This window comes from Paenibacillus gansuensis, assembly GCF_042684925.1.
Classification (GTDB): Bacteria; Bacillota; Bacilli; order Paenibacillales; family DY6; genus Paenibacillus_N; species Paenibacillus_N gansuensis.
The window spans coordinates 82,599-97,057 of sequence record NZ_JBHUME010000015.1; the positions used below are offsets into that span (position 1 = coordinate 82,599).

A 14,459-nucleotide genomic window follows, 5' to 3' on the forward strand; every position below is an offset into this window, starting at 1 on the left:
TCAGACTTCCAAAGTTATAAAAGAGTATAAAATTGAAAGCCCAGAAGCGCTACGCTTCTGGGCTTATAAGTCCGGTGAAGGGTTATTTATCCCTTATTTTTTTCTTGCTGAGCCCGCTGTTCCAGTACCCGAATATGAAGTAGAGGACTACACCGATAGTCAGCCATATTGCGAAGCTTATCCAGGTTGTTGCCGGCAGCTGAAGCATCAGGTAACCGCAGGAGAGGACCGCTAGGATCGGAATCAAAGGTACCAAGGGCACTTTAAATCCGCGCTTTAATTCAGGATTTGTCCGTCTTAATATAAGGACACCCAAAGACACAACTACAAACGCAGACAATGTACCGATACTTGTCAAATTCGCAAGCTTGTCGAGCGGCACGAATCCTGCGAATAGACCCCCAATAGCCGCCGTTACCCAGCTTCCGTAAACCGGTACTTGACGTTTGGGACTAACGACTGAAAATGCTTTAGGCAATAATCCGTCACGGCTCATGGCATAGAAAAGACGCGTTTGTCCAAAGAGTAAAACAAGAAGAACTGTCGTGATACCGGTGATCGCTCCAAGCGAGATAAATCCTGCAATCCAGTCTTGACCGATAAAATTTAACGCAAATGCTACAGGATTTTTCACATTCAATTGGTCATAAGGCACAATGCCGGTAAGAATAAGCGAAACAATAATATATAGTGCCGTACAGATTGATAGGGAAGCGATAATGCCGATTGGCATGTTGCGTTGCGGATTTCGGACTTCCTCCGCTGCGGTAGAGACTGCATCAAAGCCAATGTAAGCGAAGAAAATGGTTGCCGCTCCTGCAGCTACACCCTGAAACCCAAAGGGCATGAACGGCGTCCAATTGTCCGGCTTCACATACCAAACGCCTACGAATATGAAAAGAAGGATAACGGCAACTTTAATGATGACCATGATTGCATTTAGACGCGAAGATTCTTTCACTCCGCGAGTTAATACAATCGTAATGAGGAAAATAATTACCATGGCCGGCAAATCAACAAAGGTTCCTTTTTCCGCGTTAAACGCGCTAGAAAGCATCACAGGGATTTCTATTCCGAACCCTTGCAACAAACCTTGCAGGTAACCTGACCAGCCGCTTGCGACTGCAGAACTAGCTAGTCCATATTCCAGAATAAGAACCCAACCAATCATCCAGGCGATAATTTCACCAAATGCGGCATAACTGTAAGTGTATGCACTGCCTGACACAGGAACGCTAGAAGCGAATTCCGCATAGCATAGGGCTGTAAATACGCACGCTAGGCCGGCTAAAATAAATGAAATAACGAGAGCCGGCCCGGCATGTTCTGCCGCTGCTACTCCTGTTAGTACAAAGATTCCTGTGCCGATAATTGCGCCAACCCCAAGCATAGTCAAGTCAAAAGCTCCAAGAACTTTTTTAAGCCCACTGCTTTTACTTGACTGTTCTGCCAGCAAAGAGGAAATTGACTTTTTGCGAAGTAAACTCATGATGTATTCCACCTCTTTTTTTTTCTGAAAATTACGAATATGTTCTCTACTTTACTATACAGAACGGTAAATATAAATTGGAATGTTTTGGGCATGGGGCCACCCACCCATTTATACTAAATAAACCATCAGAGGCCATTGGCCAATACCCACCAGAAAGCGCCATATGAGAAAAGGCCAACCAGAAAACTCTGGCTGACCTGATAATAAAAACTCTTTGCAGGGTTGGTCCCGAATTATACTTGAGACGCGGATCGTGCCGGCGCACTACAAAATCACTGGAACATTTGCAACAAAGTTCAAGCGGTCTTTATTTGTATCAATACTTACTAACAAAATTTTATTTTCTATATCTTAGAATGATACAAGCTTATTTTTGTGTACTAACAAACCTACCCTTTGTTTTATTACAGTCACTAAAAAATTTGATTTTCTTGTATCATTTTGTTGTTCTGTTTGCTTTCGTGATTTGCAGCTTCTGCAAACGGCAATGGTTTACGTCGTGGAATTTCTCCCAGAGACCCGCGGCAGCTCATATTTGCCGAATATATTTATTATTTATCAATTAACCGCAGAAGGAAAGAATGCCGATATACTACATGTATTAGAATCAATGGCTTTTTCGGGAATATTTTGAAATTGGGGGGAGAAAGAAACACATGCTTAGTTTGATGAGAAAAATATCAGTCGTGTTTATTTGCATGACGCTTCTAGCACTGGGAAATGGTTCGGCGTGGTGGTTACAGGACATCACGTATGCGAGTACAACAAAGCTAATATTCACGAATGGCACTGATATCTCAGGGGACACCGTTACGGATGGCCAGGGGGGATCGGTTGATATACCAGGGTTAACGATTCAGTTGATCAGTGGGGACAGATATGTTTCAAGTTATGAGACACCGTACCCCGGTACCCCCCCCCGTTCAGTGGTGACATGGGGCTATCAGGGGAGCCTTACACAGACTCTAATAACGATAAAGAGCCTGAATCCGAATGAAAACTTTAGCCTAAAGTCCTTCTTTGTCGTCGACAGCGGCGGTGAACCAATTACAGTGACCGGTTACAATAACGACGTATCTTTAGGTTCTGTTGCTTTAAATACGACCTTGAATGGCTGGGAAAACACGTTCGATAGTGCAAGCGGATTAACAGCCTCCATTTTTCAAAATGTTGATGAAGTGAGAATTACCCCGCAGGTCGGTAATGAAATGTGGATTGGACTCAATAATATCGAGATCGGCGATCCGGTAATTCCTATGGTGAATAGTGTAAGCGTGACTCCCAGTTCAGCATCCCTGTTGCAGGGTGGTAGTCAACAGTTGACTGCATCGGTCAATGTATCGGGAGGAGCAGCGCAAACGGTTAACTGGACGAGTAGCGATGGAACGAATAAGGTCTCCGTCGATAGTACTGGAAAAGTGACGGTCGCGGCGGCCGCTGCCCCAGGCAATTACACGATTACGGCTGCTTCAACGGCAGATAATAGTAAATATGGAACATCGGTTATCACGGTGAACGCGCTGACGAATGCGGCGGCACCGAGCATTACGACGCAGCCGTCGGACCGGACCGTGAACGTGGGCAGCTCGGCGAATCTGGCGGTGGCGGCGACAGCCAGCGGCACAGTGAGCTACCAGTGGTACCGCAACACGACGAACAGCACGACAGGCGGTACGCTGATCGCAGGTGAGGAAGGCCCGGCATTCAGCGCGCCGACCGCTGCGTTTGGAACAACGTATTACTACGCGGTGGTAACCAACACGGATACAAGCATGACCGGCACGCAGACGGCCGCGGCGACCAGTTCGGTGGCGAAGGTCACGGTGAACGCGTTGACGCATGCGGCGGCGCCGAGCATCACGACGCAGCCGGCGGACCGGACCGTGAACGAGGGCGGCTCGGCGAACTTGACGGTGGCGGCGACAGCCAGCGGCACAGTGAGCTACCAGTGGTACCGCAACACGACGAACAGCACGACAGGCGGTACGCTGATCGCAGGTGAGGAAGGCCCGGCATTCAACGCGCCGACCGCTGCGCCTGGAACAACGTATTACTACGCCGTGGTGACCAACACGGATACAAGCATGACCGGCACGCAGACGGCCGCGGCGATCAGTTCAACGGCGAAGGTCACGGTGAACGCGTTGACGCATGCGGCGGCGCCGAGCATCACGACGCAGCCGGCGGACCGGACCGTAAACGAGGGCGGCTCGGCGAACCTGACAGTGGCGGCGACAGCCAGCGGCACAGTGAGCTACCAGTGGTACCGCAACACGACGAACAGCACGACAGGCGGTACGCTGATCGCAGGTGAGGAAGGCCCGGCATTCAGCGCGCCGACCGCTGCGCCTGGAACAACGTATTACTACACCGTGGTAACCAACACGGACACAAGCATGACCGGCACGCAGACGGCCGCGGCGACCAGTTCGGTGGCGAAGGTAACGGTGAACGCGTTGACGCATGCGGCGGCACCGAGCATCATGACGCAGCCGTCGGATCGGACCGTGAACGTGGGCGGCTCGGCAAACCTGACGGTAGTGGCCACAGCTAGCGGCACGATAAGCTACCAGTGGTACCGCAACACGACGAACAGCACGACGGGCGGCACGTTGATCGCAGGTGAGGAAGGCTCGGCATTCAGCGCGCCGACCGCTGCGCCTGGAACAACGTATTACTACGCCGTGGTGACCAACACGGATACAAGCATGACCGGCACGCAGACGGCCGCGGCGACCAGTTCAGCGGCGAAGGTAACGGTGAACGCGTTGACGCATGCGGCGGCGCCGAGCATCACGACGCAGCCGACGGACCGGACCGTGAACGAGGGCGGCTCGGCGAACTTGACGGTGGCGGCGACAGCTAGCGGCACAGTGAGCTACCAGTGGTACCGCAACACGACGAACAGCACGACAGGCGGTACGCTGATCGCAGGTGAGGAAGGCTCGACATTCAGCGCGGCTACCGCTGCGCCTGGAACAACGTATTACTACGCCGTGGTGACCAACACGGATACAAGCATGACCGGCACGCAGACGGCCGCGGCGACCAGTTCAGCGGCGAAGGTAACGGTGAACGCGTTGACGCATGCGGCAGCGCCGAGCATCACGACGCAGCCGGCGGACCGGACCGTGAACGTGGGCGGCTCGGCGAACCTGACGGTGGCGGCGACAGCCAGCGGCACGGTAAGCTACCAGTGGTACCGCAACACGACGAACAGCACGACAGGCGGCACGTTGATCGCAGGTGAGGAAGGCTCGACATTCAGTGCGCCGACGGCTGCGCCTGGAACAACGTATTACTACGCGGTGGTAACCAACACGGACACAAGCATGACCGGCACGCAGACGGCCGCGGCGACCAGTTCGGTGGCGAAGGTAACGGTGAACGCGTTGACGCATGCGGCAGCGCCGAGCATCACGACGCAGCCGGCGGACCGGACCGTGAACGAGGGCGGCTCGGCAAACCTGACGGTAGTGGCCACAGCTAGCGGCACGATAAGCTACCAGTGGTACCGCAACACGACGAACAGCACGACGGGCGGCACGTTGATCGCAGGTGAGGAAGGCTCGACATTCAGTGCGCCGACGGCTGCGCCTGGAACAACGTATTACTACGCGGTGGTAACCAACACGGACACAAGCATGACCGGCACGCAGACGGCCGCGGCGACCAGTTCGGCGGCGAAGGTAACGGTGAACGCGTTGGCGAACTCCACGACTCAATCCTCGGCTACAACTGGTGTGTATGTCCTGGTGAACGGCAAAGTCGAGAACGCCGGTACGGCGACAATTAGTCAGCAGGACGGCCAAACTGTCACGACGATTGCCGTCGATGAGAAAAAGCTGGAGCAGCGTCTAGTAGCAGAGGGAAGCGGCACTCTCATCACAATTCCGGTAAACATGGAGACGGATGTGGTAGCCGGTGAACTAAACGGCCGAATGGTCAAGAGTATGGAGAATAAGCAGGCAACAGTGGAAATCCGTACATTAAATGCGAGCTATACATTGCCGGCGAAGCTAATCAACATAGATGCTATTACTTCGCAGATAGGCAGCAATGCCGAACTGCAGGATATAAAAATTAAGCTCCAAATAGCAAAGTCGAAAACGAAAACCGTAAAGGTTGTCGGAGATGCGGCGTCGAGCGGTAACTTTACACTGGTCGTGCCCGCATTGGAGTTCACTGTGAGCGCAACCTATGGCGAAAAAACAGTGGAGGTTAGAAGCTTCAATGCGTATGTGGAACGGACGATCGCCATCCCGGACGGCGTCGATCCTAAACGGATCACGACTGGCGTCGTCGTTGATCCGGATGGCATGGTTCGCCACGTGCCGACCAAGATTATACTGATTGACGGTAAATATTATGCCAAGATCAACAGTCTGACGAACAGCACTTATACGGTTGTGTGGCATCCGCTAGAATTCTCCGATGTCGCGAAGCATTGGGCGAAGCAAGCGATAAACGACATGGGATCAAGGATGGTAGTGAAAGGGTTTCAAGACGGAACCTTCAAGCCAAACCAGGACATGACTCGAGCGGAATTTGCAGCGATTATGGTACGCGGCCTGGGGTTGAGGCTGGATACCGGCAAGGCACCTTTCACCGATGTACAGTTAGATGATTGGTTCAGTGCCGCCGTGCAAACGGCTTCGGCGTATAAGCTGATCGACGGCTTTGAGGACGGGACATTCCGTCCGAATGACAAGATCACGCGTGAACAGGCGATGGTCATCATCGCCAAAGCTATGAAGATCAGCGGTCTACAGGGCAAGATGCAAGTGCAGGATGCCTCGGTAATGCTCAATGATTTCGCCGACGCGAATCATGTCTCCGTATGGGCAAAGGATAGCGTATCCAGCACGGTGCTTGCAGGCATTGTATCCGGTAAATACGGCAAGGTTGTGGATCCCAAAGCTCATATCACTCGGGCAGAGGTGGCCATAATGATTCGGAATTTGCTGATCAAGTCGGATTTGATCTAGGACCGAACGCGAAGGCTCTCCAATTTGATGGGCTATTTCGTATTGATGAGGATAACACTACTCGATCGGCATAAAACGAGGTGATCTCACTATAGAGACACCTCGTTTTTTTCGTTTAGAATGTTCTTTGGATAAATAGAGTAATAAGGAGCCATAGTTATGGGGGCTACTCCATTTAGCTATTTGGGGGAAGGGGTGTGAGAAGCAGGTGAAAAACTTTATTATATTGCATTAAAAGCTATCAATATTGTGAAAGGAAATCGCTATCAAACCAGCGATGAATATTTTGAAGCCTGGAATAACGCCAGCGTCCTCCTGGACGATGGAATTTTTAGGGCTATGACTCGTTGCGTATTTCCATCGTACCGAGGCGCTCGTTTTTTTGCAAAGCGGAAATTTAACGCTCTACAGGAATGCTAACAGGCAGATTAGTTAAAGGTAAACACTCCGAATTAAGTGAATTATTATAAAAATGATATGTACATTTTTATGAAATAAATGGCAGAGGGGAAATGTCGTGCTAGACCTGACAAAGAACGTACTCGAAGACATGAACAAACAGCTTGATCGAATCACTAAGAGCTTAAACCAACTGGAAGATGATTTGATTTGGAAAAAAATGAAGGATTCCATGAACAGCATTGGTAACCTATGCTTACATTTAGCAGGAAACGAGTATCAGAATTTCATAAGTGCAATCGGAAACAAACCTTTCATTCGGGAACGCTCTCGAGAATTTAATACGGATGGCGGCATATCGAAAGATGAATTGAGTAATCTTCTTTTGAGGACACGGTCCGAATCGGAAAGTATATTATCCGTTTTGTCCGAGGAGGATTTAAAAAGGGAAGTCATCATTCGGTATGACTTGGAGGATTGGAACAGAATGCTTCGGGTTAACGCTTTAGAAAATGAGACCTATGAAGTGAGAGTAATCAGCCGACTTCTTGTTCAAGTTGCGGCTCACTACGGATACCATGCAGGGCAAATTGTATTACTCTCCAAACTATTAAAAGATTCAAATGAACACATAACTGGACAATATCATTGATCATTCATTCAATTAACGAGATACATAGTTAAATAAAAACTTAACGAGGCTGCCGCGAATAAAACGGCAGCCTCGTTAAGCTAAAAGGCAGTATTACGTTTATTGGTACAGATTTACTAAGATATCGCGAAGACATCGCAAACACTAAAACTCATAAACCGGCGGTACGGATATGAAAAATTCGCGATTCGGCCGGCCTCAGTATAATTTGGTAGTCGGCGGACAGAGAGTCCACTGTACCGGAGACTAGATCCTGCAGCGTATAAGCAGCTCCTTCCGTGAGCCCTAACGTTGAAACCGGCAGCACTTTCACTGCGGCGTTTACAGCGGAGTAGTTGAAAACAGCTAGGTACATGCTGCCATCGGACTCCATTAGCATGAACATGTCGCTGGCACCCTCGCCGGCATCCGTCAGGAGCGGACGGAAGGAGCGGCCTTTGGCGGCGATGTCGTTCAGCAGCGGATTCGTGAGCAGGCGGGCGGCTCGGTCCCGGGCCTCCGGCTTGCGGAAATCGTCACCGGCCATCATCACGGTACCGGTAATCACAGAGGCCAAGTACCGGGAGAACGCCTCCTCTTCGGAAGAAGGGCCTGCGTTAAAGCTTTCGTACAGCACGGTATGGTCCGGATCGTTAAAGCGGTACAGGTTATCGTTGATCCACCAGCCGTATGTCAGCGAGTTCAGCATATACGCGGTGTCGTCGATATGCCCGAAAGCATCGCAGGAAATGCGGCGGCTGTGGGCAAAGCAGTAAGGAAAGAGAGGGGCAATCGACAAATTAATAAAAAACGGCCTGCCGATCCGCTCCGGCGAGATCCTGTCGGCCATACGTTTCATGGCGGCGTTATAAGCAGCCGTACCGGTCGGAACGGACTTGTCGAAACGTACCCCCTCTTGCGCCCCGTGCGTCAGGAAATCCAGTTTCACATAGTCGAAGCCCCATTCGGCAAACTGGTCCATCATCCGGTCAATTTCGCCCAGAACATACGGATGGGTCGCATCCATAGGGATGCCTCCGTCGATAGGAGGGAGCGGCTCACCGTCCTCGCCTTTTAACAGAATGTCCCGGACCGTCCAGGTTTCCGTGCCACTCGTCAGCACCCGATCCAAATCTCTCCACCAATACGAGAACGGAGTCCAGTAAATGCCCGGCTTCTGCCCGTTGCTTTTCACATGACGGACGGCTTCGGACAATTCTTCTTTCGATAAATTGCTCCAGAACGCATCGAAATTGATATACACTTCAGACCCGGCCCCGTATCCATGCGGTTGCAGCTGCTCCTTGAGGAAGTCCGAGGCTCCGGTATACACCTCGTAATCCAGCTTCGTGCCCACCGCCGCCCAGCTGTTCCAGCCGAACGGAACCCCCTCGTTCCAGGGCAAAGCGGGAACCACAGCCGCATTTGCGGCACCATAAGCTTCCAGCCCGTCCCGGTAATCCTCAAAGAAGCCGACAAACATGCGTGCGGAAGCGACTGACTCCCCCTGCAGCAATCCATGCGGCTGCGTATCCCGGGTGGTGACGGATGCCATGCCGGAAAACAACGATAGATGCCTCAGCTCATTATTCATTCCCTCAATGGCAACCCCGCTTTTCCACACGTCATGGGTCACGGAGCCAAGGATCAGGCCGGGGCCGTTCAAAGGGTCTATTATCCCGCCGGCCTCACTGCTTTCCCTGGCGGCAGCAATGGTGTAAGTGCCGTACGTTTCGTACATATCGTTATCGTATGGTATATATAGGGCTTTGGCCGTTCGTTCCAGTTTCATGCCGAAGCGGGCTCCATCCGATGAATTCAGAACAAGCGGGGCCAGGTAACGGGTGGAAACCCCATCCGGGCTGCTAACGCTCAGCTGCAGAAAAAAATAAGGCAGGTTATCGTAAAGGGACCACTCCATCGCCGCGTTGAGCCCATTTGCATACGAGTAGGTTACAGTACAACGGATTCCTTCCCCATACACATCATCGGCAGTCTGCTGCACGGCAGGCTGAGCTTCCGGTTGCTGCTCGGCCTGCGTATGATTCCACCGTTCGCCGTTGGCCTCAAAAGCGAAACCGGCCTGCATCAGGCGCGGCTCTCCTTGCCATGAGGCGGTCCAGGTGTTTTTTTCATTGTCAAAATCGATTTGAATGACTCCATTAGTCAAAGAAGCTTTCGCGGGATCGTAGGTGCAGCGGGTTTGTTGGGATTTCAGCATGGGATCGACTCCTTAGCGTTCATGGATTTGAAGTAAACCGGCATCAAAAGATTCGAGCGTAATTACAAGGCGGTCAGCATTTACAGTGAGTTTCTCACCCGTCCAAAGATTGACCGCTGTATAAGTATGGCCCTTATCAAGGCCTAGCCGCTCCAGAGGTATCTCAAGCTGCTGCGTGCTGTTCTGATAATTAAATACAGCGGCATACCGGCTCCCGTCAGGCGTGTGCAGCTGAAACCAAGCTGGAGCTTTGGAACCTGTATTTCCCTCGACCGGGCGGAAAGACAGGCCCGATTTAGCGAGCTCGTTTATGGCAGGGTTGGTTAAAAGAAGTTTGGCGCGCTTTTGGGCTTCAGGGTCCAGAAAATCATCGCCGTTCAAAAACACAGTCCCGGCAATGACCGCCGAAGTTACCCGGGAGCGGGCTTCTTCGAGTGTGCCGCCGGTCAGCTTCATATGGTCCGGATCGTTGAACGTATAGACGGTCCCGTTCAACCACCAGCCGTACGATACCGAGTTCAGCATATATTCGGTGTCGTACATCGAAGAGAACGCATCGCAGGAAATCCGTCTGGCGTGTGCGTACTGGCCGGGAAACAGAGGAGAGATGGCTTGGCTGATGAACATTTTGGAACCGATGCGCTCCGAGATATACCGCATGCCCAGATTGTAAGCTTGGGTTCCGGTTTGGACTGCCGGGTCGTAGTGGACGCCTTCCATCGCTCCGTGGGTCAGGAAATCCAATTTTACATAAGCGATCCCCCAGTCCAGGAACCGGCTCAGCATCCACTCCATTCTGGCTATCGTCCCGGGATGGGAGGGGTCGAGCGCATACCCGTTATCCACGGGAGGCAGTACTTTCCCTTCGGGATCTTTGAGAAGAAGTTCCGTATACCGGTACTTTCCATCGGTTCCTTCAACGACGCGGTCGAAATCCGTCCCCCAAAAAGTAAACGGCGTCCAGTACATTCCCGGCTTTTGGCCGTTGGCACGGATCGTGTCAAACACCGAAACAAGCTGATCCTCGGATAAGTTATCCCAATAAGAGTCCATGTTAATGTACACTTGCTCTTCATTCGTAAAAGTATGTGGCTGAAGCTCGTCATGAAGGAACTGAGAAGCCTGCAAAACGCCTTCGGCGGTCAGCTGTTCCCGGTAAGCAGACCAGCTGTTCCACCCGAACGGGACGCCCGATGTCCACAGGAGCTTCGGGGCGATGACGGCATTCGCCCTCCCATAGGCCTCCAGGCCGTCGCGATAATCAGCATCGTAGCTGACCCACAGGAGCGGGGAACGAATTTCCGTTCCGGTCACCATCCCGTGGGGTAAAGCGTCGTGCGTGACGGAGGAGGACGCGCCGCCGTAAACGGTGAGCTCCGTAAGGCGGTTATCCTTACCGCGGTAATCGATGCCCGTTTTCCATGTGTCGTGCGTGATCGAACCTAGAACCAGGCCGTTCCGGCTCGTGTTATCATATACCGCCGTCACTTCATAGCTGGTTCCCCCTCCGCCCAGCGGATTCGATTCGTATCTGATAAACGCGTCATTATCATAAGGAACATTTAGAATCCGTCCGTCCATACCCGGACCCTCCGGAAGAGAAAGGCCGCGGGACAGCACTAGCGGAGCTATGTATTGGCTGGCGGCCGGTTTACGGTCTTTGCGGGTAAGCTGCGTTTGAACTTGAAATCCAGGAGAATTCTCATACAGCGTTAACATCAGAAGCATCTGAAGCCCCGCGGCAGATTCATGCAGCACTTGGACTTGAAGTCCCCGTCCGAAGCCGTTTTGGAGCCGGAGCGGTGTTTTCTGAAGCAGAGAACGCTTGTGAGAAGAGCCGGTCGTCTTCAATTGAGTCCCGTCGGACACCGTCACGGAAGCGGCGGCTCCGCTAAAACGCAGGATCCCCCCGGTCCGGAAAAGATAAGTTCCCTTGGCAAGGTCATATTCCACTTCAGCCAATCCGTTGGACAGCTGCACTACTGATCCGTGAAGCGAATAGGTTACTTTGCCATTGTGAGTATCTTTTTGTGCATAAAAAGGGAACCACAGCAGCACAGCCGCCGATAGGAGTAAAACGCCGAGTACAGTATATGGCCACCATTGTGTTCGCAGGGGGAGAATGGGATCACTTCCTTTCATCATGCCTGGAGTTGATCTCATTATAGGAAGGAAGCGGGGGCGCCGCCATAACTGAAAGTGCAGATTTATAGCCGAATATGTGGGAAATGAGAGAGGGATGTGAATATGCTAAAAGGCGGAATCGTACCCGTTGAACCTATCGATTTTGATCTTGTACTAGGCTGCCGCTCAGGCTAGAATGAAAGAAAAACGAATGGGTGATGAGCATGAACGTTGTGTTGTGGCCTGAAGGAGCCCCGCTGGCCAAGGGCGATCAACCTGCCGACCAGCCGTCGATGACAGCGTATCTGGTCGAATCGGACGCCCCCGCGGCAGCGGTAGTGGTCTGCCCCGGCGGCGGGTACTGGCTGAAAGCGTACCACGAAGGGGAGCCGGTAGCCCAATGGCTGAACTCCATTGGGATATCGGCCTTCGTGCTGCACTACCGCACAGCGGAGGATGGTTACCACCATCCATGTCCGCTGATGGACGTGCAGCGCGCCATGCGCCTTGTGCGCAGCAAGGCGCAAGACTGGAACGTCGACCCTCACCGGGTCGGCGTCCTGGGCTTCTCGGCCGGCGGCCATCTGGCAGCCTCGGCAGGAACGCTGCCGGACATCCGCTACACCGGACGTCCGGCAGCCGACGACACGGACCGGCTGGATGCCCGGCCGGACCTGATGGTACTGTGCTACCCGGTCATATCCTTCGGGCCGCACGGACACCACGGCTCGCGGGATAACCTGCTCGCCGGGCACACCGACGCCGCAGAGCTGGCTGAGCTTTTCTCCCTGGAGAACCGGGTTAACGGGCATACGCCGCCGGCGTTTCTATGGCACACCGCCGACGACGAGGGCGTGCCGGTGCAGAACAGCCTCATGTTCGCGGAGGCGCTCAGCCGCCACAACGTACCGTTCGACCTGCATGTATACCGGCATGGCCGGCATGGACTCGGTCTTGCCGAGGAGGACGCCCACGTCGGTACATGGACCGCCGTTTGTGCGGAGTGGCTGAAGGCGAACGGGTTTTGATCTTACGGCAGCATGCTTTTGCGGCTTCAACTCAATTCTACTGTCTTCAACACCGCCGCCCTAACTTTTGCACAAGTCCGTCTAGCTCCCCGCTGCCTAGTGCCCGGCAGATTTCCGTGATCGTCAAGCCGGGGTTGATTTACCGCAAAGAATTCAGGAAATAATATCCTGGGTGAGGCATTTTTCGGAAAGCGGTGATAGAATGACTTCTTATTTATGGCTCATTTATGCATTGTTATCGGCGGTCACAGGGGCGTTGGTAGCTATTTTCGGCAAAATCGGGCTTCAGCAGCTGGACTCCAACGTAGCAACGGCGGTGCGCGGTGTTATTATGGCTGTGTTTTTGATCGGCGTGATTGCGGTGCAGGGGAAACTGGGCATGGTCCCGGGCCTTCTGGCGAACAAAAAAGCGCTGACCTACGTAGCCCTAAGCGGAATCGCGGGCGCGGTATCCTGGATTTTTTACTTTTTGGCCGTGCAAAACGGCAAAGTCAGCCAGATCGTACCGGTGGACCGGCTCAGTGTAGTGTTTGCCATCGGGCTGGCCTTTGTCTTTCTCGGAGAGCGGATATCGGCTTGGGGCCTGTTGGGAGCCGCGCTGATGGTGGCGGGTGCGATCATGATCGCCTTAACGTAAGTAAGTTGCAGGGAGGGTTCTTCTTGGGGATGGAACCGCTTAGTTTGTATGACGAGTCGCTGCGCTCCGGCAGCTATCAACCGAAAATTGTGGCGTATTATTACAAGCAGTGGAACGGGTTCGATATGCTGCCGCATACGCACAAGGCTGTGGAAATTATGTATGTCATCTCCGGGCGCTGTACGATTGGAACCGACAATGAAGTGCTGCACATGAAAAAAGGCGACCTCATTCTGCTCGACTCCGGCGTCCGCCATTCGCTTGTAGTGGAAACGGCCTATCCTTGCCGGATGCTGAATGTCGAGTTCTTGTTTGCGGAGCGCTCGGGCGGCGGGTTCTCCACACTGGCTGACCTGTACCGCGGGGATGCTGCCGTCGCTGCGCTGTTTCAGGCGGCTCCCCCTTATGTGGCCGTCCGCGATTCCAACGAGGTATATCAATGCCTGAAAAGCCTGGTGCTGGAACTGGACGAGAAACGGGAAGACGGGGAATGGATGACCCAGCTGCTTATGCATCAGGCGCTTGTGAGAATTGCACGGCTGGCCCGGGAGGCAAAGGCGGAGGAGAAGCCTTACGACGTCTACATCCGAAAATGTATCAAATATCTTCATCAAAATTACGACCGTCCTCTTCACGTCAAAGATGCCGCAGCGGAAGTAAGCCTGCATCCGAATTATTTGCAGCGAATTTTTCGGGAACGTGTCGGCTGTACGATCATGGATTATCTTAACGGGATCCGGATGGATAAAGCGCAAATGCTGCTTACCCACACCGACCTGCCGGTGAACGAGATTCCGGAATATATCGGCATCAGCAGCAGGGAGTATTTCAGTTCCTTGTTCAAAAAGAAGTTCGGACAGCCGCCGGCACACTTCCGCAAATCCTTGGAAACGTTCGTTCACCCTGTTCCATCGGTGGATCTGTAGTAAAGGAAAGTTA

At 52.8% G+C, this 14,459-nt stretch carries 8 protein-coding genes; 5 read left to right on the forward strand and 3 right to left on the reverse strand.

The window, feature by feature from the left end; translation table 11 throughout:
* Positions 1-82: 82 nt before the first annotated feature.
* A complete protein-coding gene (locus ACFSUF_RS21310) occupies positions 83-1,489 on the reverse strand; it encodes an amino acid permease (protein WP_377606380.1) in 1,407 nt (468 codons plus the stop codon).
* A gap of 1,055 nt (positions 1,490-2,544) precedes the next feature.
* Between ACFSUF_RS21310 and ACFSUF_RS21315 the strand changes: the two genes are divergently transcribed.
* Together ACFSUF_RS21315 and ACFSUF_RS21320 are read left to right on the forward strand one after the other, a co-directional pair.
* A complete protein-coding gene (locus ACFSUF_RS21315; RefSeq protein WP_377606381.1) occupies positions 2,545-6,480 on the forward strand; it encodes an S-layer homology domain-containing protein in 3,936 nt (1,311 codons plus the stop codon).
* A 517-nt stretch (positions 6,481-6,997) separates the two neighbouring features.
* Positions 6,998-7,531 carry a DUF1572 family protein gene (locus tag ACFSUF_RS21320; RefSeq protein WP_377606383.1) on the forward strand — a complete coding sequence of 178 codons (534 nt, stop codon included), beginning with the start codon at positions 6,998-7,000 and terminating at the stop codon, positions 7,529-7,531.
* Between the two features lie 151 nt (positions 7,532-7,682).
* Here ACFSUF_RS21320 and ACFSUF_RS21325 read toward each other — a convergent pair whose 3' ends face one another.
* Both ACFSUF_RS21325 and ACFSUF_RS21330 read right to left on the reverse strand, forming a co-directional pair.
* Positions 7,683-9,731 carry an alpha-galactosidase gene (locus tag ACFSUF_RS21325; protein ID WP_377606385.1) on the reverse strand — a complete coding sequence of 683 codons (2,049 nt, stop codon included), beginning with the start codon at positions 9,729-9,731 and terminating at the stop codon, positions 7,683-7,685.
* Positions 9,732-9,743: 12 nt separating this feature from the next.
* Complete coding sequence (locus ACFSUF_RS21330) at positions 9,744-11,876, reverse strand: alpha-galactosidase (protein WP_377606386.1); 2,133 nt, start codon at positions 11,874-11,876, stop codon at positions 9,744-9,746.
* Positions 11,877-12,079: 203 nt separating this feature from the next.
* Between ACFSUF_RS21330 and ACFSUF_RS21335 the strand changes: the two genes are divergently transcribed.
* From ACFSUF_RS21335 to ACFSUF_RS21345, 3 genes are all read left to right on the forward strand, one after another.
* A complete protein-coding gene (locus ACFSUF_RS21335) occupies positions 12,080-12,883 on the forward strand; it encodes an alpha/beta hydrolase (protein ID WP_377606388.1) in 804 nt (267 codons plus the stop codon).
* A gap of 202 nt (positions 12,884-13,085) precedes the next feature.
* Entirely contained in the window at positions 13,086-13,520 is a 435-nt protein-coding gene (locus ACFSUF_RS21340; protein ID WP_377606390.1) for an EamA family transporter, read from the forward strand.
* 29 nt (positions 13,521-13,549) lie between these two features.
* Positions 13,550-14,446: an AraC family transcriptional regulator gene (locus tag ACFSUF_RS21345; protein WP_377606738.1), complete on the forward strand. Its 897-nt coding sequence runs from the start codon at positions 13,550-13,552 to the stop codon at positions 14,444-14,446.
* Positions 14,447-14,459 lie beyond the last annotated feature (13 nt).

Excerpts from the sequence above, each read along its gene's own strand:
- ACFSUF_RS21345 (WP_377606738.1), top strand. The coding sequence starts at position 13,550 with ATGGAACCGCTTAGTTTGTATGACGAGTCGCTGCGCTCCGGCAGCTAT.
- ACFSUF_RS21310 (WP_377606380.1), bottom strand. The coding sequence starts at position 1,489 with ATGAGTTTACTTCGCAAAAAGTCAATTTCCTCTTTGCTGGCAGAACAG.
- ACFSUF_RS21340 (WP_377606390.1), top strand. The coding sequence starts at position 13,086 with ATGACTTCTTATTTATGGCTCATTTATGCATTGTTATCGGCGGTCACA.
- ACFSUF_RS21330 (WP_377606386.1), bottom strand. The coding sequence starts at position 11,876 with ATGATGAAAGGAAGTGATCCCATTCTCCCCCTGCGAACACAATGGTGG.
- ACFSUF_RS21335 (WP_377606388.1), top strand. The coding sequence starts at position 12,080 with ATGAACGTTGTGTTGTGGCCTGAAGGAGCCCCGCTGGCCAAGGGCGAT.
- ACFSUF_RS21325 (WP_377606385.1), bottom strand. The coding sequence starts at position 9,731 with ATGCTGAAATCCCAACAAACCCGCTGCACCTACGATCCCGCGAAAGCT.